Origin of the sequence: Phenylobacterium sp., assembly GCF_031984885.1 — a bacterium.
Classification (GTDB): domain Bacteria; phylum Pseudomonadota; class Alphaproteobacteria; order Caulobacterales; family Caulobacteraceae; genus Phenylobacterium.
The window spans coordinates 52,576-71,804 of record NZ_DAMABV010000006.1 but is presented as its reverse complement, the minus strand read 5'-3'; the positions used below and the strand labels follow the sequence as shown (position 1 = coordinate 71,804).

Below are 19,229 nucleotides of genomic sequence, written 5' to 3'. Positions count from 1 at the left end.
GTCTAACTCGGGAAAGGGATCAGGCGATCGTCGTAAAGACGCCTTCGCCCTTCAGAACTTTGAAGAAGTTGCCCCGCTCGCGGATGGAAAAGACCACGATCGGGATCTGATTGTCACGCATCAGGGCGATGGCCGAAGCGTCCATCACGCGCAGGTCCTTGGCCAGGACTTCCTGATAGCTCAGCGTCTCGTAGCGCTGGGCGCTCGGATCCTTCTTGGGATCGGCGGTGTAGACGCCGTCGACGCTGGTGCCCTTGAACAGCGCATCGCAACCCATCTCGGCCGTCCGCAGCGCCGCGGGGGTGTCGGTGGTGAAGAACGGCGCGCCCAGGCCGGCGGCGAAGATCACCACCCTGCCCTTCTCCAGGTGCCGCAGCGCCCGGCGGCGGATGTAGGGCTCGCAGACCGCCTCCATCGGAATCGCCGACTGGACGCGGGTGTAGACGCCGATCTTCTCGAGCGCGCCCTGCAGGGCCAGGGCGTTCATCACGGTGGCCAGCATGCCCATATAGTCGGCGCTGGCCCGGTCCATGCCCTTCCCGGCCAGGGAGACCCCGCGGAAGATGTTGCCGCCGCCGACCACCAGGCAGAGCTCGATCCCGTGATCGACCACTTCCTTGATGTCCTCGGCCACCGCCTCGATCGTCTTGGTGTCGATACCGAAGAGCGACTCGCCCATCAGGACCTCGCCCGACATCTTCAAGAGGATCTTCTTGTAGCGGGGCTTGGCTTCGGGCATCGGCGGGTTCCGGCGAGAATCTGGCTGGGTACTACATAAACCAAGGGCGCCGTGTGCGTCGAACACACGGCGCCCCCGACAGGCTCGATCGAATGGAATTAAGCTTGGCCGGTCATCGACGCCACTTCGGCGGCGAAGTCGTCCTGCTTCTTTTCCACGCCTTCACCCAGGGCGAAGCGCACGAAAGCCTTCACGGCCACCGGCGAGCCGGTTTCCTTGGCGGTCTCGGCGATCAGTTGCTCGATGGTCTGATCCGGGTTCATGACGAAGGGTTGCTTCAGCAGCACCACTTCTTCCTGCCACTTGCGGATCCGGCCTTCGATCATCTTCTCGACGACGGCGAGCGGCTTGCCCGATTCCAGCGCCTGGTCGGTCAGGAACTTCTTTTCCTTCTCGACGGCGGCCGGATCGAGGTCGCCCTCGGTCAGGGCCAGCGGCGGGGTCGGGGTGCCGGCCACGTGCAGAGCGATCTTGCGGCCGACTTCCTTCAGCACCGCCTGGTCGCCGGCGCCTTCCAGCGCCACGAGCACGCCAAGACGGCCGACGCCTTCACCCTGCGCGTTGTGCAGGTAGAGGGCCACGGCGCCTTCGCCCACCGACAGGCGAGCCGAGCGGCGCAGGCGCATGTTCTCGCCGATGGTCGCGATCAGGTTGGTGATCACGTCGCTGACGACTTCGCCCTTGGCCGTCTTGGCCGCGGTGATGGCGTCGACGCCTTCGACCTCCAGGCCGACGACCGCGAAGTCGCGGGCGGCCGTCTGGAACAGCTCGTTCTTCGAGACGAAGTCGGTTTCGGCGTTCAGTTCGACCAGGACGCCGGTCTTGCCGTCGTCGCTCAGCTTGCCGGCCACCAGGCCTTCAGCGGCCGCGCGGTCCGACTTCTTGGCGGCCTTCGAGAGGCCCTTGGTGCGCAGCCAGTCGACGGCCGCTTCCATGTCGCCGTTGTTTTCCTGCAAGGCCTTCTTGCAGTCCATCATGCCAGCGCCGGACTTTTCGCGCAGGTCCTTGACCAGCGCAGCGGTGATCTCCGCCATGGTCAGCTCCTTATCAGTCAGAATGGGTTTGACCGGACCCTGATAGGGCCCGGCCATGATCGTTTTTCGTCAAGCTGAGTAAGACGCACGAATGCGTCTTAGCCGGCTTGTTCCTGGTCCGCGGCCGGAGCCTCGGCGGCCGGGGCCGCTTGCGGCTCCGGCGTAAGCTCTCGAGCCAGGGTCGGCTCAACCGGCGCGACCGAGGCGCCCAGGTCGACGCCGGCGGCCGATTGACCGGCGGCCAGGCCGTCCAGAACGGCGTCGGCCATCAGGTCGCAGTACAGTTGGATCGCGCGGGCGGCGTCGTCGTTGCCCGGGATCGGATAGGTGATGCCGTCCGGATCGCAGTTGGTGTCCAGGATCGCGATGACCGGGATGTTCAGCTTGCGGGCTTCCTGGATGGCGATCGACTCCTTGTTGGTGTCGATCACGAACATCAGGTCGGGAATGCCGCCCATGTCCTTGATGCCGCCCAGGCTGAGCTCGAGCTTGTCGCGCTCGCGGGTCATCTGCAGCAGTTCTTTCTTGCCGCGGCCCTGGCCTTCGCCCTCGAGCATGCCTTCCAGGTCGCGCAGGCGCTGGATCGAACCCGACACGGTGCGCCAGTTGGTGAGCGTGCCGCCCAGCCAACGGTGGTTCACATAGTATTGGGCGCTGCGCTTGGCGGCGGTGGCGATCGGCTCGGACGCCTGGCGCTTGGTGCCGACGAACAGCACGCGGCCGCCGGCGGCGGCGACTTCGCGCACCTTCACCAGGGCCTGGTGCAGCAGCGGGATCGACTGCGAGAGGTCGATGATGTGGATGTTCGACCGCGAACCGAAGATGTAGCGGTCCATCTTCGGGTTCCAGCGGTGGGTCTGGTGACCGAAGTGGGCGCCAGCTTCCAGGAGCTGACGCATGGAGAATTCAGGAAGCGCCATCGGCTTTTTCGTCCTTTTTCCGGTTAACCGCCGCAGGCAAACCCTCCAGATGGAGGACCGGAATGGATACGGGCGGGATGTCTCCCCGTACGTCGCCAAACACCTGCGTGTGGAATGAGCCGGGCAAATAGGCGCTGAGCGGAGAAAATGCAAGCCTTGCACGCCGCGCGCCGCCTTCGCCGGCTTGCGGAGAACGCCGTTCCGCCGCATCTTGCAAGGGTGGGAGGCGGCACATGACACCTATCGTAGCGCTCGGCGTCGGGCTTGGGCTGCTGGCCCAGGGAACCTTCGGTTCGCCTGGCGGCACGCTGAAGCCGTCCACGGGAACCTTGGGACCTGCGCCCAGCTATCGCCCCTATACGCCGCCCGTCTACGGCGCGCCCGCTCCGTCGCCACACTATGGAAGCCCCGCGACGCCGCGCTTTCCAGAACCGCCCAAGCCGCCGACCATGCATCAGCCCGAGCCCTTCAAGCCGTACAAAGGCTCGTCGGTCTATTCCAACCGCGGCGGCGTCGACGCCTACCAGAAGCCCGCCAAGCCGCCGGGCTACATCGACCTGCGCTGACGGCGGCTAGATATCCTCGACGAAGACCACGCCCGGCGCGGTCTTCAACGCGCCGCGCACCGAGACATCCAGGTTGAAGCGGCCCGGGAGCTTCAGCTCCACCTCGCGGCCGCGCTCGATATTGGCCACCAGGATGATCTCCCCGCCGCGCGGGTTGGCGACGTTCTCCAGCCGCTTCTTCAGCGCCTCGATCTCGGCGCTGCGCGGCGCCACATGGACCCGCAGGCCCGCCACCGCGTTCTCGACCGCCTTGTCGACGGGCTCGGCGTCGTCGCCGAAGAACCGGACCTCGCCGTCGCGCGCCTTGGCCCGCACCTTGATCGCCACCGCCTTGCCCGGCTCCAGCAGGTCGCGGCACTTGCGCAGCGATTCCGGCGGGAACAGCACTTCGTACTCCCCGGTCGGGTCCGACAGGGTGACGAAGGCGAACTTCTCGCCGCTGGATTGCGAGGCCCGTTCCTGCTTGCGGCGCACGACGCCGGCCATGCGGAACGCCTCGGCGCCCGCCTCGGCCTTGGGGATCACGTCGGCCAGCAGGTCGGTGCGGCGCCGACGCAGGGCCGTGACCATGTCGTCCAGCGGGTGGCCCGACAGGTAGAAGCCGACCGCCGCCAGTTCCTCGTCCAGCCGCTGCACCGGCGTCCAGGGTTCGGCCTTGGGCATCTTCTTGCGCACCTGGTCGACCAGGTGGTGGGTGCCGTCCGAGAACAGCGCGCCCTGGGTCGAGCTTTCCTGCGACGCCACACTCTGGCCGAGACCGGCCAGCAGCTCGGCCGCCGCCAGCAACTGCGCCCGGTCCGGGTGGATGGAATCGAAGGCGCCGGCGCGGGCCAGGGTCTCGAAGGTCCGCTTGTTCACCTGCTTGGGATCGACCCGCGAGGCGAAGTCGAAGATGTCCTTGAAGGGGCCGCCCGCCTTGCGGACCGCCACCACGTGCTCCATGGCCTGCTGGCCGACGTTGCGGATGCCGCCCAGCGCGTAGAGCACCTCGCCGTCCTCCACCTCGAAGTCGGCGCCCGAGCGGTTCACGTCAGGGCTGCGCACCTTCACGCCGAACCGCTTGGCGTCCTGGTAGAACACCGCCAGCTTGTCGGTGTTGGAGATATCGAGGCTCATCGAGGCCGCGAAGAACTCGACCGGCGCGTTCGCCTTCAGCCAGGCGGTCTGGTACGAGACATAGGCGTAGGCGGCCGCGTGGCTCTTGTTGAAGCCGTAGCCCGCGAACTTGTCCACCAGGTCGAAGATCGACCCGGCCTGTTCGGCCGGCACGCCCTTGGCCTCGGCGCCGGAGACGAACCGCGCGCGCTGCAGGTCCATCTCCTCCTTCTTCTTCTTGCCCATCGCCCGGCGCAGAAGGTCGGCTTCGCCGAGCGAGTAGCCCGCCAGGATCTGGGCGATCTGCATCACCTGTTCCTGGTAGACGATGATGCCGTAGGTCTCCTTCAGCACCGGTTCCAGGCTCGGGTGCAGGTAGTCGATCTCGCGCCGGCCGAACTTGCAGTCGATGAAGGCCGGGATGTTGTCCATCGGGCCGGGGCGATAGAGCGAGACGACGGCGGTCACGTCCTCGATCGAGCCCGGGCGAAGCTGGCGCAGGGTGTCGCGCATCCCCTGCCCTTCCAACTGGAACACCCCGACGGTGCCGCCGCTGGACATCACCTCATAGGCCGCCGCGTCGTCCACCGGCAGGGTCGCGAAGTCGATCTCCTCCCCACGCTTGCGCAGGAACTTCACCGCCCGGTCGATCACCGTCAGCGTCTTCAGGCCCAGGAAGTCGAACTTCACCAGCCCGGCGCTCTCGACCCACTTCATGTTGAACTGGGTGGCGGGCAGTTCCGAGCGCGGGTCCCGGTAGAGCGGCGTCAGCTCGGTCAGCGGCCGGTCGCCGATCACCACGCCGGCGGCGTGGGTCGAGGCGTTGCGGTAGAGGCCCTCAAGCTGCAACGCCGTCTCCAGCAGTTGCTTGACCGCCTCGTCCTCCTCCTTGGCCTGGCGCAGGCGCGGCTCGATCTCGATAGCCTTGGCCAGGGTCACCGGGTTGGCGGGGTTGGCCGGCACCATCTTGGCCAGGCGGTCGACCAGGCCCAGCGGCAGTTGCAGCACCCGCCCGACGTCGCGCAGCACCGCGCGAGCCTGCAGGGTGCCGAAGGTGATGATCTGCGCCACCCGGTCGCGTCCATAGTGCTGCTGGACGTAGGTGATGACCTCTTCGCGGCGCTCCTGGCAGAAGTCGATATCGAAGTCGGGCATCGAGACCCGCTCCGGATTCAGGAAGCGTTCGAACAGCAGGCCATAGCGCAGCGGGTCGAGGTCGGTGATGGTCAGCGCATAGGCGACCAGCGAGCCGGCGCCCGACCCCCGCCCGGGACCGACCGGGATGTCGTGGTCCTTGGCCCACTTGATGAAGTCCGAAACGATCAGGAAGTAGCCCGGGAACCCCATCTGGGTGATGATCCCGATCTCCCGCTCGAGGCGCGCCTCATAGTCCTCCACCGGCATCGCCGAGGCCTGCCCCTTGGCGATCCGCGCCTTGAGCCCCTCGCGCGCCTGGTGGGCCAGTTCGTCGGCCTCGGAGCGTCCGCCGTCGGTGTCGAACCGCGGCAGGATGGGATCGCGCTTCTTCACCATGAAGGCGCAGCGCCGGGCGATGTCGAGGGTGTTGTCGCAGGCTTCCGGCAGGTCGGCGAACAGCGCGCGCATGTCGGCGGCCGGCTTGAACCAGTGCTCCGGCGTCACCCGGCGACGCTCGTCCTGCATGATGAAGGCGCCGTCGGCGATGCACAGCAGCGCCTCGTGGGCGGCGTACATCTCCCGCTTGGCGAAATAGACGTCGTTGGTGGCGACCAGCGGAATGTCGTTGTCGTAGGCGAAGGCGACCAGCTCGCCTTCCGCCGCCGCCTGGGACGGCAGGCCATGCCGCTGCAGTTCGACATAGAAGCGGTCGCCGAACACCTGGGCCATCTCGGCCAGGGCGGCCTTGCCCTCGGGGATCTTCCCCGCCGCCAGCAGCGGGTCGACCGGCCCGTCGACCCCGCCCGACAGCAGGATCAGGCCCTCATTGTGCTCGACCACCTTCCGCCAGGAGACCGAGACGTCCTCGCTGCCGTCGGCGTCGAGGTAGCAGCGCGAGGACAGTTCGCTGAGATTGAGATAGCCCTGCTCGCTCTGGGCCAGCAGCACGATGGTGGGGATCTTGGCCCAGCGCTCGGTCTGGCCGCCGCCGATCCCCGTGACCGGCAGGGCGCAACCGATGATCGGCTGGACGCCCGCATCCTTGCTGGTGACCGAGAACTCCAGCGCGCCGTAGAGATTGGCCCGGTCGGTCAGGGCCACCGCCGGCATCTCGGCGGCCTTGGCCAGGCTGCTGACCTTGTCGGCCTTGATCGCGCCCTCGAGCAGCGAATAGGCGGAGCGGACCCGCAGGTGGACGAAACCCTCGTTCACCGCTTCGCTCACCCCTCGCCTCCCAGATCAGGCGGCCAATTGGGCCACCGCGCACATCATCCACACAAACCCTGCGACCGAAACAAAGGCCAGCGATTCCCGAGCCAAGCGAACCATCTGCGACGTCCTCGTTGTGGATGTTCTGTTCTTGTTCTTATTTCCCGTTTTGTTCTCACCGTCAAGCGGTTTGGCGTCGCGCGCGCGAGGGCGTCCGAACCCACGGCCGAGGCGGGCTGCGGCTAGAAGGCGCCTTGGACCTGCTCTTCCAGGTGGCCGTCCTTGAGCGCCACCACGCGGTCCATGTGCTTGGCGAGCTCCAGGTTGTGGGTCGCCACCAGGGCCGCGACGCCCTCGCTGCGGGCCAGGGCGTAGAGGCTGTCGAACACGGCGCCCGAGGTGTGCGGATCGAGATTGCCGGTCGGCTCGTCGGCCAGCAGCAGCCGCGGCGCGTTGGCCAGCGCCCGGGCGATGGCCACCCGCTGCTGCTCGCCGCCGGACATCTGGGCGGGCTGGTGCTCGACCCGCTCGCCCAGCCCCAGGCTGGTCAGCAGCTCGCGCGCCCGTTCCCGCGCGGCCCGGCGCGAGCGCCCGGCGATCATCTGCGGCAGGGCCACGTTGTCGAGCGCCGTGAACTCGGCCAGCAGGTGGTGGGCCTGATAGACGAAGCCGATGGTCGCCAGGCGCACCCGCGTCCGCTGCCGGTCGCTGAGGTCCGAGCAGTCCCGGCCCTCGATGCTGATCTGCCCGGCGTCCGGGTGCTCCAGCAGGCCGGCGGCGTGCAGCAGCGAGGACTTGCCCGACCCCGACGGGCCGATCAGGCCGACGATCTCGCCGGGCCGCACGTCGAGGTCGACGCCGTCCAGCACGGTCAGGGTCTTGTCGCCGCTCTGGTAGGTGCGCCGCAGCCCCCGGATGGTCAGGACGGGATTACTCATAGCGAAGCGCCTCCACCGGATCGAGACGCGAGGCCCGCCAGGCCGGCGGCAGGGTCGCCAGGAACGACATGGCCAGGGCCCAGAAGGTGATCACGGCCACTTCCTGCCAGTCGATCTTCGCCGGAATGCGGGTGAGGAAGTAGATGTCGGAGTTGAAGACCTCGGCCCCGGTCACCCACTCCACGAACTGCTGGATCTCGCCGATGAAGATGCAGAACAGCGAACCGATCAGCAGGCCGGCGATGGTGCCGAGCACGCCGACCGCGGCCCCCGACATGAAGAAGATCCGCAGGATCGAGCCCTGCCCCGCGCCCATGGTCCGCAGGATGGCGATGTCGCGCCCCTTGTTCTTCACCAGCATGACCAGGCCCGAGATGATGTTCATGGCGGCGATCGCCACCAGCATCATCAGGATCAGGCGCATGACGTTGCGCTCGACCTTCAGCGCGCCCCAGTAGGCCGAGTTCTTCTCGGTCCAGTCGGTGACCAGGGCCGAGGGCCCGGCGGCCCGGGCGACGTCGCCCTTCATGGCGATCGCCCTGTCGGCGTCGTTCAGCTTGATCTCGATGTAGTCGAGCCCGTCGTCGCGGCCGAAGAATAGCTGGGCCTGCTCCAGCGGCATGTAGATGAACGCCTGGTCGTACTCGCTCATCCCGACGGTGAAGGTGCCGGCCACGGTGTAGGCCTTGCGCAGCGGCGTCGCCCCGAACGCCGTCGCCCCGCCGCTGGGCGAGACCAGGCTGAGCTCGTCGCCCGGCTGCACGCCCAGGGTCTGGGCCAGGCGGTCGCCGACCAGGATCATGTCGCCGCCGTACTCGCCCTCGTCGAACCCGGCCATGCTGCCGCGGGTGATGTTGTCCGAGACGATCCTGGTCGCCTTCAGGTCCTTGGCGGTGATGCCGCGCACGATGGCGCCGCTGATCTGGCCGGCGCCCAGGGCCATGGCCTGCGCCTCGATCACGGGCGTCACCTGGATGACCCCGGGCAGATCGGAGATCCTCCTGATCGCCGCCTCGCGATCGGGCGCGGTCAGCACCCCGCCCGACACATAGAGATGCCCGCTGAAGCCGAGGATCCGCGACAGAAGCTCGGCCCTAAAGCCGTTCATCACGCTCATCACGATGATCAGCACCGCCACCGCCAGCATGATGCCGACGAACGAGATGATCGAGATCAGCGCCACCCCGCCCTGGCTGCGCTTGGCGCGCAGGTAGCGGGCCGCCACCGAGCGTTCCCATTGGCCGAAGGGCGGCGCGCGGCCGTTCAGCGTCCCGTTGGTCGACGGCGTACTCACGCGGCGACCGCTCCGTTGGACGAAGGTCTCGAAGGATTCATGCCTGGGGAGGTGTCCCGATCATCAGCGGCCGCAGCGGCCAAGTCGCCCAGCTTTGCCATGTATGCGGAGCGAAAAGAAGGCCGCCCGGTGGCCGGGCGGCCCTCAAGTTGTCGGGGAAAACGCCACGGGCGGCCAGCCGGCTGCCTGTGTCTGAGTTCAGGGGTAACCGAAGTTACACGGCCCGCGCCGCGCCGATCGCCCCGGCCGACGCTCAATCGCGCTTTCGCCTAAAACTTGGGCGAGCCCCGGGGCCCGGCGCTCAATCCGCGCTCGCGCCCAGCCCTAGCGCCAGCTAGCCGGAACGTCCGGCAGCTTGATCAGGTCGTACTTCACGACGAAGAACAGGATCACCCACAGGATCGTCGCGACGATGGTCGTGGTGATGAACTTCTTCTTCAGCTTGGGATCCACCGGCGCGCCGGGATCGCCCCCGTCGCCCTTGTCGATGCCCGCCTCGGCATGGCTGGTCACGCCGATCGGCAGGACCGAGAACAGCACCGTCCACCAGATGGTGAAGTAGATCGCGATGCCGGTGAAGATCGTCATCAGTGCGCGTCCTTAGGGGATTCCATCAGCTCGACCAGGACCCCGCCCATGTTCTTCGGATGGACGAAGATCACCGGCGTCCCGTGCGCGCCGATCCGCGGCTCGCCCGTGCCCAGCACGCTCGCGCCCTTGGCCCGCATGTCGTCGCGCGCGGCGATGATGTCGGGCACCTCGAAACAGACGTGGTGTTGCCCCCCGGCCGGGTTCTTCGCAAGAAAGCCAATGAGCGGCGAATCGTCGCCCAGCGGCTCGATCAGCTCGATCTGGCTGTTGGGCAGGTCGACGAAGCAGACATAGACGCCCTGCTCCGGCATCGCCTTGGTCTCGGTGATGTTCGTCGCGCCCAGCACGTCGCGATAGAGCTTCACGGACTCGGCGATGGAGGGGGTCGCGACCCCGACGTGGTTCAGTCTTCCGATCATGACAGCCGTATAGACCTCTCCGAAGCGCCGCGCGAGATCACGTGGCGGAAGCCGCTAGAGCCGCAGCACCGTGGTCTCGACCACCGGCCGCTTGCCCCAGATCCGCTGGCTGGCCTTCTTCACCGCCCGCGACATCACGGTCTCGACCTCTTCGTCGAACTCCCGCTGCTCGCCCTGCAGGCGGCCCAGCGCCTGGCTGGCTTCCTTGGCCAGGTCATCGAGGACCTCGTCCATCGGATAGTCGTCGTCCGCCGGCAGGCCCAGCGCCCTGACCTGCGGTCCGGCGGCGATCTTGCCGCGGCCGTCCAGCACGACGCTGACCGCCAGCACGCCGTTGTAGGCGGCATGGCGACGCTCGCGCAGGGCGTCGCCGTTCTCCGGCGTCAGCACCCCGGCGTCCACATAGATCCGGCCGGCGGGCACCTCGTCGATGATCTCGGCCCGTCCGGGCGCCAGGCGCACCATGTCGCCATTGCGCGGCGCCACCGACTGCGGAACCTGCAGGTCCTTGGCGAAGGCGGCGTGTTCCAGCAGGTGGCGGCGCTCCCCGTGGGTCGGCACCGCGATCTGCGGCCGCGCCCAACTGTACATCTGCGCCAGCTCGTCCCGGCACGGGTGGCCCGAGACGTGGATGCCCGGATGGTCGCGCTCGGTGTAGAGCCGCACCCCGCGGTCGGCGAGGCGGTTCTGCAGGTTGCGGATCGGGATCTCGTTGCCCGGGATGACCCGCGAGGAGAACACGCAGGCGTCGCCCGCCCCCAGCTTCACATGCGGGTGCGCCCCGTCCGCGATCCGCGACAGCGCCGCGCGCGGCTCGCCCTGGCTGCCGGTGCAGAGGAACAGCACCTCGTTCTCGGGCATCGCGGCGGCCTGCTGCTCCGACAGGAACTCGCGCACGCCGTCCAGCAGGCCGACGGACTTCGCCGCCGCCGCCATCCGGTGCATGGAGCGGCCCACCAGGCAGACGCTGCGGCCCGCGGCCTCGGCGGCGCGGATCACGCTGTCCATCCGGGCGACGTTGGAGGCGAAGCAGGCCACCGCCACCTTGCCGGACAGACCGCCGATCAGGCCGGCCAGGGCCTCCTTCACGTCGGCCTCGGAGCCCGACTCCCCATCCACGAAGACGTTGGTCGAGTCGCAGACCATGGCCAGGACGCCCTCGTCGCCCAGCTTCTGGATCGCCGCCTCGTCGGTGACCGAGCCCAGCACCGGGTCCGGATCGATCTTCCAGTCGCCGGTGTGCAGCACCGTGCCCAGGGGCGTGCGGATCGCCAGGCCGTTCGGCTCGGGGATCGAGTGGGTCAGGGTGATCAACTCGACCTCGAAGGGCCCGAGCTGGATCTTGCCGGAGAGCGGGATCTCGGTGATCTCGGCGTCGGCGCAGTCCTCGTTCTCGCGCAGCTTCTCGCGCAGCAGGAAGGCGGTGAACGGCGTCGCATAGAGCGGCGCGCGCAGTTGCGGCCACAGCCACGACACCGCGCCGATATGGTCCTCGTGCGCATGCGTCAGTACGATGCCGATGATGTTCTTGGCGTGCTCGAGGATGAATTCCGGGTCGGGCAGGATGATCTCCACGCCCGGCGTGGTCTGGTCGCCGAAGGTGACGCCCAGGTCGACCACGATCCACTTGCGCGCATGCGCCGGGCCGTAGCCGTACAGGTTGAAGTTCATGCCGATCTCGTTCGAGCCGCCGAGCGGCAGGAAGACGAGTTCGTCTTGGTCTTTTGCTTTCATTACGTCCTTGCCGCCGTGTTCCGGCGGTGAATTTCAAGTAGGCCCCGGATCGTCAGGTCCGGGTCAAAATGGTCGATGGCCGCGGTGGCGCCGTGGAACAGCGAGGCGACGCCGCCCGTGGCGATAACGGTCATGGGCTTTTCGCGTTCAGCCTTGATCCGGGCGATCAGTCCCTCGATGAGGGCCACATAGCCCCAGAAGACGCCCGACTGCATGGCGCCGACCGTGTCGGTGCCCACCACGCGCTGCGGCTTCTGGATCGCCACGCGCGGCAGCTTGGCGGCCGCGGAGTGCAACGCTTCCATAGATAGGTTGATGCCGGGCGCAATCACACCCCCCTCGAACCCGCCGTCTGCGGCGATGACGTCGAAGGTGGTCGCGGTGCCGGAGTCGATCACGATCAGATCGCCCGGATAGACGATGTGCGCACCCAGGGCGTTGACCAGGCGGTCGGCCCCGGCTTCCGACGGCTTGTCGATCCGCACCTCGATGCCCAGGTCGGCGTTCTCGCCGATCACCAGCGGTTCGACATGCAGGTATCGGCGCGCCAGGTTGCGCAGGTTGAAGATCGACTGCGGCACCACGCTGGAGATGATGCAGGCGTCCAGCACCCCGAACTGCAACCCGGCCATGTGCAGCAGTTGCGAGAGCCAGACCGCATATTCGTCGGCGGTTCGGCTGGAATCGGTCGCCGCGCGCCACTGGGCGATCCAGCTCTCGCCGTCATGCACCGCAAACAGCGTGTTGGTGTTGCCCTGTTCGATGGCCAGAAGCATCGGTCTCAAGCCTCCCCGAAGAAAACGTCGCCGGCGGTGATCCGCAGCACGGTCCCGTCGTCCAGACGCAGGCGAAGGGCGCCGTCCAGATCGAGCCCTTCGGCGATTCCCGTGTGGGTCTGGTTGGGCAACCGCGCGACGCACGGCTCGCCCAGGCCATGGGCGTGGGCGGTCCAGCCCTCGGCGATCGGCCCGAAGCCCTCGGACGCCCAGAGTGCGCGCCAGTGCTCGAACCGCGTGGCCAGCACCTCCAGCGCGTCCAGCGGCGCGGGCGGCGGCGTGGCCATGTGCTCGGCGAACGAGGTCGCCGGCCGCTCGACGTCGGTCGGCGCCTGCGCCAGGTTGATGCCGATGCCGACCGCCATCCACAGCGCGCTGTCGGGCCGCGTCCCGGACTCGATCAGGATGCCGACCGCCTTGCGGCCATAGACCATGACGTCGTTGGGCCATTTCAGCCGCGCCGCGCCCGGCCCCAGGCAGGTCTGCGCCAGGTCGGCGGCGGCCAGCGCCGCCACGAAGGAGAGCTGCGCCGCCTCGCCGGCCGGCTTGGCCGTGGTCAGCAGCAGGGTGGCGGCCAGGTTGCCGGTGGACGTGGTCCACGGCCGCCCCCGGCGCCCGTGCCCTGCGGTCTGTCGCAGGGCCGTGATCCAGACCGGGCCGGTCTCCCCCGCCTCGGCGCGTCGCCGCGCCTCGGCGTTGGTGGAGTCCAGTTCGTCATAGGCCTCGATCGGGGGGTGGCTTGCCACCTAGGAGGCGAGTCCGAACGCCGCCGCCGCGGCCTTGGCCAGCGGATCGAGGAAGATCAGCGCGCCCATCACGACCGGGAAGGTGAACAGCGCCGCGCTGATGGCCACCACCTGGGCTTCGCGCGGCGGGGCGTCGGTGCCGCTGGGGGCCACGTCGAACCACATCACCTTGATCAGGCGCAGGTAGTAGAACGCCGCGACCACGCTGCCGACCAGGCCGAGCACCGCAGCGACCACGATCATCGGCTCGCCGACGTTCAGGGCCGCCTTGAAGACGTAGAACTTGGCCCAGAAGCCGGAGAACGGCGGCAGGCCCAGGGCCGACAGCGAGAACGCCGTCATGGCCAAGGCGATGCCGGGGCGTTCCTTGAACAGCCCGGCCATGTCGTCGATCGTCTCCATCGGACGGCCGTCGCGCGACAGCGCCGTCAGGCAGGCGAAGAAGCCGGTGACGTCGATCATGTAGAGGATCATGAACATCAGCATCGCCTGCATGCCCTCGGCGTTGCCCGAGGCCAGGCCCAGCACCGCGTAGCCGACATTGGCGATCGAGGAGTAGGCCCAGAGGCGCTTGAGGTTCTTCTGCGCCAGGCCCGCGAAAGCCCCGACGAAGATCGACAGCAGGGCGATGACCACCAGGATCTGGCGCCATTGCTCGGCCGCGCCGGCGAAGCCCTCGGCCAGCACGCGGGCGAACAGCACCATGGCCGCCAGCTTCGGCGCGCCGGCGAAGAAGGCCACGACCGGGGTCGGGGCGCCTTCGTAGACGTCCGGGGTCCACATGTGGAACGGCGCGGCGGAGACCTTGAACGCCAGGCCGCAGATCAGGAACACCAGGCCGAACAGCACGCCGGTGCTGGCGCCGCCCTGGACCACGGCGGCGATCTCGTCGAACTTGGTCGAGCCGGCGAAGCCGTAGATCAGCGAGGCGCCGTAGAGCAGCAGGCCCGAGGACAGCGCGCCGAGCACGAAGTACTTCAGGCCCGCTTCCGACGCCTTGGCGTTCTCGCGGTGCATGGCCGCCAGCACGTAGAGCGCCAGCGAGTGCAGCTCGACGCCCATATAGAGCGAGATCAGGTCGCCCGCCGACGCCATCATCCCCATGCCGAGCGCGGCCAGCAGGATCAGGATCGGGAACTCGAAGTTGCGGATCGCCTTGCGCTCGAACCACTTCTGGCCGAGCACGATGGCCACCGCGCTGGCCAGGTAGATCGCCACCTTGGCGAAGGCCGAGGCGTTGTCGGAGATCAGCCCGCCGGAGAAGCCGCGGCCGATGGGGCCGACGGCGGCGGCCCAGGCGGCCAGGATCAGCGCGCCGATCGAGGCCAGCATCAGGGCCGTGGTGGCGCGCGGCGCGAAGGCGCCGACCACCAGCAGGCCAAGGGCGCCGATCGCCAGGATCAGTTCCGGCGTGGCGAGAGCGAGGTCTTGGGAGAAGGTCATGTGACTTTAGGTCCTCACCCGCCGATGGCCGCGCGGTAAACCGCGGCGAGATTGTCGACCGAGGCTTGGGTCAGATCGAAGACGGCGGCCGGATAGACGCCGAGGTACAGGGTCATGGCGATCAGCGGCGCGAAAATCGCCACCTCGCGCCAGTCGAGGTCGGTGATGTCGGCCAGGGCCGGGTTGGTGATCTCGCCGAAGATGACCCGCTTGTAGAGGGTCAGCGCATAGACCGCCGAGAAGATCACGCCGGTGGCCGCGACGACCGCCGTCCAGGTCGAGACGTGATAGACGCCGACCATGGTGGTGATTTCGCCGACGAAGCCCGAGGTGCCCGGCAGGCCGACATTGCCCATGGTGAAGAGCATGAAGGTCGCCGCGTACCAGGGCATGCGGTTCACCAGCCCGCCGTAGAAGGCGATCTCGCGGGTGTGCATGCGGTCATAGACCACGCCGACGCAGAGGAAGAGCGCGCCGGAGATCACCCCGTGGCTCAGCATCTGGAAGACCGCGCCCTGCACGCCGACCGCGTTGCCCGCGAAGATGCCCATGGTCACGAAGCCCATGTGGGCGACCGACGAATAGGCGATCAGCTTCTTGATGTCGGTCTGACGGAAGGCGACCAGCGAGGTGTAGACGATCGCGATCACGCTCAAGGCGAACACCAGCGGCGTGAACAGGTCCGAGGCCTGCGGGAACATCGGCAGCGAGAAGCGCAGGAAGCCGTAGCCCCCCATCTTCAGCAGGATGCCCGCCAGGATCACCGAGCCGGCCGTCGGCGCCTCGACGTGGGCGTCGGGCAGCCAGGTGTGCACCGGCCACATCGGCATCTTCACCGCGAACGAGGCGAAGAAGGCCAGCCACAGCCAGGTCTGCAGGTGCTCGTCGAACTTGTAGTTCATCAGCTCGGGGATCGAGGCGGTGCCCGCGACGCTGATCATGACCAGGATGGCCGCCAGCATCAGCACCGAGCCGAGCAGGGTGTAGAGGAAGAACTTGTAGGCCGCGTAGACCCGGTTCTTGCCGCCCCAGATGCCGATGATCAGGAACATCGGCACCAGGCCGAACTCGAAGAACAGGTAGAACAGCACCAGGTCCAGCGCGCAGAACACGCCGATGACCAGCGTTTCCAGGACCAGGAACGCGATCATGTAGGCCGGCACGCGCTTGTCGATCGAGAACCACGACGCGGCGATGCAGATCGGCATCAGGAACGCGGTCAGCAGCACGAACAGGATCGAGATCCCGTCCACGCCCATGCGGTAGTGGAGCCCGGCGAACCACGGATGGTCTTCCACGAACTGGAAGCCCGGATTGGCCGGGTCGTACTGCATCACCAGCAGCACCGAGAGCGCGAAGGTCGCGAGCGTGGTCACCAGGGTGATCCACTTCACGGCGGCGATGGTCTGCGCGTCCTCCTGCGAGCGGAAGGCCCGCAGGAACAGGATGGCCGCCACGCCGATCAGCGGCGTGAAGGTCGTCAGGGAGAGAATACCGGTCATGGGATCGCCCTCCCCCTTAAGCTTGCCAGGCCCACAGCGCGTAGGACAGCAGTCCCGCCACGCCGAGCAGCATTACGAACGCATAGTGATAGACGTAGCCGGTCTGCAGACGGCCGGCCCGGCGGCCGATCGTGTAGGACAGCGCCGAGACCCCGTCCGGCCCCAGGCCGTCGATGATCTTCTGGTCCCCGCCCTTCCAGAACAGGTCGCCCAGGAACTTGGTCGCCCGCACGAAGGTCGCCTCATAGATCTCGTCGAAGAACCACTTGTTGTAGAGGAAGGTCCACAGCGGGCCCTTCCGCGCGGCGATCGCCGCGCCCAGGCCTTCGCGCATGATGTAGACGTAGAAGGCGCCGGCGAAGCCGAGGGCCGAGACCACCAGCGGCGCCCACTTCACCCAGGTCGGGGAATGGTGGGCGTGCTCCAGGATGTGGTTGTCCGCGCCGTTGAAGATCGCCCCGCGCCAGAACTCGCGCCAGCCCTCGCCCACGAAATGGTCGACGAAGACGTAGCCGGCCGCGACCGCGCCAAGGGCGAGCAGCAGCAGCGGCACGAGCATGATCACCGGGCTCTCATGCGGCTTGTGGCCATGGCCATGGCCATGATCGTGGTCGTGATCGGCCAGCGGTTCGTCATGGGTCTCGATCTGCGCCGAGGAGGCGTGGTCGTCGCCATGGGCGTGCGCATGGTCATGCGCGTGATCGTCATGGCTCCACTTGGCGGTCCCATGGAAGGTCATGAACGCCAGGCGCCACGAGTAGAAAGCGGTCAGGCCGGCCGCGAAGACCCCGACCACGAAGGCGAAGTAGGCGACGCCGCCGAACTGCTGGCCGGCCGCGAAGGCGCTCTCGATGATGGTGTCCTTCGAATAGAAGCCGGCGAAGCCCAGGTGCAGGTTCGGCAGGCCGAAGCCGGTGATCGCCAGGGTGCCGATGGTCATCACCGCATAGGTGACCGGCAGGTACTTCCACAGGCCGCCCATCTTCCGCATGTCCTGCTCGTGGTGCATGCCGTGGATCACCGAACCGGCGCCCAGGAACAGCAGGGCCTTGAAGAAGGCGTGCGTGAACAGGTGGAACATGGCCGCCTGATAGGCGCCCACGCCGGCGGCGAAGAACATGTAGCCGAGCTGCGAACAGGTCGAATAGGCGATGACCCGCTTGATGTCGTTCTGCGCCAGGCCGACGGTCGCCGCGAACAGCGCCGTGACCGCGCCGATCAGGGTGACGATCTGCTTGGCGTAGGGCGCGTACTCGAACATCGGCGAGAGCAGGCAGACCATGTAGACGCCGGCGGTGACCATGGTCGCCGCGTGGATCAGGGCCGAGACCGGGGTCGGGCCCTCCATGGCGTCCGGCAGCCAGGTGTGCAGGAAGAACTGCGCCGACTTGCCCATCGCGCCGACGAACAGCAGGGCGCAGGCCAAGTCGACCGCGTGCCAGTACGAGCCGGCGAACCACCAGCCTTCGTTCGCCATCGACGGGATCTTCGGGAACAGCTCGGCGAACTGGATCGTGCCGAACATCCAGAAGACGGTCATGATGCCGAGCGCGAAGCCGAAGTCGCCGACCCGGTTGACCACGAAGGCCTTGATCGAGGCGGCGTTGGCGGTCGGCTTCTTGAACCAGAAGCCGATCAGCAGGTAGCTGGCCAGGCCCACGCCTTCCCAGCCGAAGAATAGCTGCATGAAGTCGGCGGCGGTCACCAGCGCCAGCATGGCGAAGGTGAACAGCGACAGGTAGGCGAAGAAGCGCGGCTTGGAGTCGTCCTCGGCCATGTAGCCCCACGAATAGACGTGGACGAGCGAGGAGACGCTGGTGACGACCACCAGCATGACCGCCGAGAGGCCGTCGAGCCGGATCGACCAGTTCGACTGGAAGTCGCCGATGTTGATGAACGGCAGCAGTTGGAGCGTGAAGGGCTCGAGCCCGCCCCAGGTCCACTGGCTGAAGATCGTCCACGACAGCACGGCCGACAGCAGCAGCAGGCCGGTGGTGATCGACTGGGACGCGACGTTGCCGATGCGGCGGCCGAACAGGCCCGCCACGATCGCGCCGACCAGGGGCGCGAAGACGACAGTGGTGATCAGAGACTGCGGTGTCATGTTGTGGTCCGTCAGCCCTTCATCATCGAGACGTCGTCGACGGAGATGTCGCCGCGGTTACGGAAGAAGGTGACAAGGATGGCGAGGCCGACGGCGGCCTCGGCGGCCGCCACGGTGAGGACGAACATCGCGTAGATCTGCCCCACGACGTCGTGCAGGTAGACCGAGAACGCCACCAGGTTGATGTTCACCGCGAGCAGGATCAGCTCGATCGACATCAGGATGACGATGATGTTCTTGCGGTTCACGAAGATCCCGAACACCCCGATGGTGAACAGGATCGCGGCCACCGCGAGATAGTGGGTGAGCCCGATGATCATTGCTCGATCCCCTGCCCCGGCTTGATCTGAACGACGCGCATGCCGGTCTTCGGCGTCCGGGCCACCTGGTCGACGATGACCTGGCGGCGCACGCCCGGCTTGTGGCGCAGGGTCAGCACGATGGCGCCGATCATGGCCACCAGCAGCACCAGCCCCGCGGCTTGGAAGAAGTAGACGTAGTCGGTGTAGAGCACCCGCCCGATGGTCTCGATGTTCGAGACGTCGGCGTACACCTGCGGCGCGTCGGCCTTCGGCGTCCCGCTGGTCGCGACGGCCGTGGCCACCACGATCATCTCGATCGCCAGGACGCCGGCGACCAGGCCGCCCAGCGGCATGTAGCGGGCGAAGCCCTGCCGCAGCGCCGCGAAGTCGACGTCGAGCATCATGACGACGAATAGGAAGAGCACCGCGACCGCCCCGACGTAGACCACCACGAGGAGCATCGCGAGGAACTCCGCGCCCATGGTCACGAAGAGGCCCGCGGCCGAGAAGAAGCTGAGGATCAGGAACAGCACCGAGTGCACGGGATTTCGGGAGGAAACCACCCCGAACCCTGCGCCCACGGTCACCGCCGCCAGCAGGTAGAATGCGATCGCCAAGGCCATGACGGCTTTTCTCAGCCCCTTAGTTTACTTTGCCCGCCTTCGCCGGAGAGCCCGACG

At 67.5% G+C, this 19,229-nt stretch carries 18 protein-coding genes; 1 reads left to right on the top strand and 17 read right to left on the bottom strand.

All coding sequences use genetic code 11. The annotated features are described in order from the left end of the window. Nucleotides 1-19 precede the first annotated feature (19 nt). The 3 genes from pyrH to rpsB all read right to left on the bottom strand — a co-directional run bounded on the left by pyrH (nucleotide 20) and on the right by rpsB (nucleotide 2,693). Complete coding sequence (pyrH, locus tag RTL41_RS10690; RefSeq protein WP_312164166.1) at nucleotides 20-739, bottom strand: UMP kinase; 720 nt, start codon at nucleotides 737-739, stop codon at nucleotides 20-22. A 98-nt stretch (nucleotides 740-837) separates the two neighbouring features. After that, the gene (gene tsf, locus RTL41_RS10685) at nucleotides 838-1,773 is read right to left on the bottom strand and encodes a translation elongation factor Ts (RefSeq protein WP_312164165.1); all 936 of its coding nucleotides are present in this window, start codon (nucleotides 1,771-1,773) and stop codon (nucleotides 838-840) included. Between the two features lie 98 nt (nucleotides 1,774-1,871). After that, the gene (gene rpsB / locus RTL41_RS10680; RefSeq protein ID WP_312164163.1) at nucleotides 1,872-2,693 is read right to left on the bottom strand and encodes a 30S ribosomal protein S2; all 822 of its coding nucleotides are present in this window, start codon (nucleotides 2,691-2,693) and stop codon (nucleotides 1,872-1,874) included. Nucleotides 2,694-2,926: 233 nt separating this feature from the next. On the opposite strand from rpsB, the gene RTL41_RS10675 reads away from it, so the two are divergent. Next, nucleotides 2,927-3,259 (top strand): hypothetical protein, encoded by a 333-nt coding sequence (locus RTL41_RS10675; RefSeq protein WP_312164161.1) that lies wholly within the window; start codon nucleotides 2,927-2,929, stop codon nucleotides 3,257-3,259. Between the two features lie 6 nt (nucleotides 3,260-3,265). Here RTL41_RS10675 and dnaE read toward each other — a convergent pair whose 3' ends face one another. The 14 genes from dnaE to RTL41_RS10610 all read right to left on the bottom strand — a co-directional run bounded on the left by dnaE (nucleotide 3,266) and on the right by RTL41_RS10610 (nucleotide 19,172). Continuing rightward, on the bottom strand, nucleotides 3,266-6,715 hold the full coding sequence (dnaE, locus tag RTL41_RS10670; protein ID WP_312164159.1) for a DNA polymerase III subunit alpha: 3,450 nt from the start codon (nucleotides 6,713-6,715) through the stop codon (nucleotides 3,266-3,268). Between the two features lie 15 nt (nucleotides 6,716-6,730). Beyond that, on the bottom strand, nucleotides 6,731-6,820 hold the full coding sequence (sidA, locus tag RTL41_RS20875; protein WP_082531887.1) for a cell division inhibitor SidA: 90 nt from the start codon (nucleotides 6,818-6,820) through the stop codon (nucleotides 6,731-6,733). Nucleotides 6,821-6,942: 122 nt separating this feature from the next. Next, nucleotides 6,943-7,638, bottom strand: a complete 696-nt coding sequence (locus RTL41_RS10665) for an ABC transporter ATP-binding protein (RefSeq protein ID WP_312164157.1) — start codon at nucleotides 7,636-7,638, stop codon at nucleotides 6,943-6,945. Continuing rightward, nucleotides 7,631-8,932, bottom strand: a complete 1,302-nt coding sequence (locus RTL41_RS10660) for a lipoprotein-releasing ABC transporter permease subunit (RefSeq protein ID WP_312164155.1) — start codon at nucleotides 8,930-8,932, stop codon at nucleotides 7,631-7,633. Before RTL41_RS10660 ends, RTL41_RS10665 begins: the two co-directional genes overlap by 8 nt. 324 nt (nucleotides 8,933-9,256) lie before the next feature. Continuing rightward, on the bottom strand, nucleotides 9,257-9,520 hold the full coding sequence (locus tag RTL41_RS10655; protein ID WP_312164152.1) for a DUF1467 family protein: 264 nt from the start codon (nucleotides 9,518-9,520) through the stop codon (nucleotides 9,257-9,259). Then, the gene (mce, locus tag RTL41_RS10650; RefSeq protein WP_312164150.1) at nucleotides 9,520-9,942 is read right to left on the bottom strand and encodes a methylmalonyl-CoA epimerase; all 423 of its coding nucleotides are present in this window, start codon (nucleotides 9,940-9,942) and stop codon (nucleotides 9,520-9,522) included. Before mce ends, RTL41_RS10655 begins: the two co-directional genes overlap by 1 nt. Before the next feature lie 54 nt (nucleotides 9,943-9,996). After that, nucleotides 9,997-11,676, bottom strand: a complete 1,680-nt coding sequence (locus RTL41_RS10645) for a ribonuclease J (protein ID WP_312164148.1) — start codon at nucleotides 11,674-11,676, stop codon at nucleotides 9,997-9,999. Continuing rightward, complete coding sequence (locus tag RTL41_RS10640; RefSeq protein ID WP_312164144.1) at nucleotides 11,676-12,452, bottom strand: type III pantothenate kinase; 777 nt, start codon at nucleotides 12,450-12,452, stop codon at nucleotides 11,676-11,678. Before RTL41_RS10640 ends, RTL41_RS10645 begins: the two co-directional genes overlap by 1 nt. A 5-nt stretch (nucleotides 12,453-12,457) precedes the next feature. Next, nucleotides 12,458-13,198 carry a biotin--[acetyl-CoA-carboxylase] ligase gene (locus RTL41_RS10635; RefSeq protein WP_312164143.1) on the bottom strand — a complete coding sequence of 247 codons (741 nt, stop codon included), beginning with the start codon at nucleotides 13,196-13,198 and terminating at the stop codon, nucleotides 12,458-12,460. Beyond that, complete coding sequence (gene nuoN / locus RTL41_RS10630) at nucleotides 13,199-14,641, bottom strand: NADH-quinone oxidoreductase subunit NuoN (protein WP_312164141.1); 1,443 nt, start codon at nucleotides 14,639-14,641, stop codon at nucleotides 13,199-13,201. A 14-nt stretch (nucleotides 14,642-14,655) separates the two neighbouring features. Then, entirely contained in the window at nucleotides 14,656-16,143 is a 1,488-nt protein-coding gene (locus RTL41_RS10625; RefSeq protein WP_312164139.1) for an NADH-quinone oxidoreductase subunit M, read from the bottom strand. A 16-nt stretch (nucleotides 16,144-16,159) separates the two neighbouring features. Then, entirely contained in the window at nucleotides 16,160-18,247 is a 2,088-nt protein-coding gene (nuoL, locus tag RTL41_RS10620) for an NADH-quinone oxidoreductase subunit L (protein WP_312164136.1), read from the bottom strand. Between the two features lie 11 nt (nucleotides 18,248-18,258). Continuing rightward, a complete protein-coding gene (gene nuoK, locus RTL41_RS10615) occupies nucleotides 18,259-18,564 on the bottom strand; it encodes an NADH-quinone oxidoreductase subunit NuoK (RefSeq protein ID WP_056018653.1) in 306 nt (101 codons plus the stop codon). Next, nucleotides 18,564-19,172: an NADH-quinone oxidoreductase subunit J gene (locus RTL41_RS10610; RefSeq protein ID WP_312164134.1), complete on the bottom strand. Its 609-nt coding sequence runs from the start codon at nucleotides 19,170-19,172 to the stop codon at nucleotides 18,564-18,566. Before RTL41_RS10610 ends, nuoK begins: the two co-directional genes overlap by 1 nt. Between the last annotated feature and the right edge of the window lie 57 nt (nucleotides 19,173-19,229).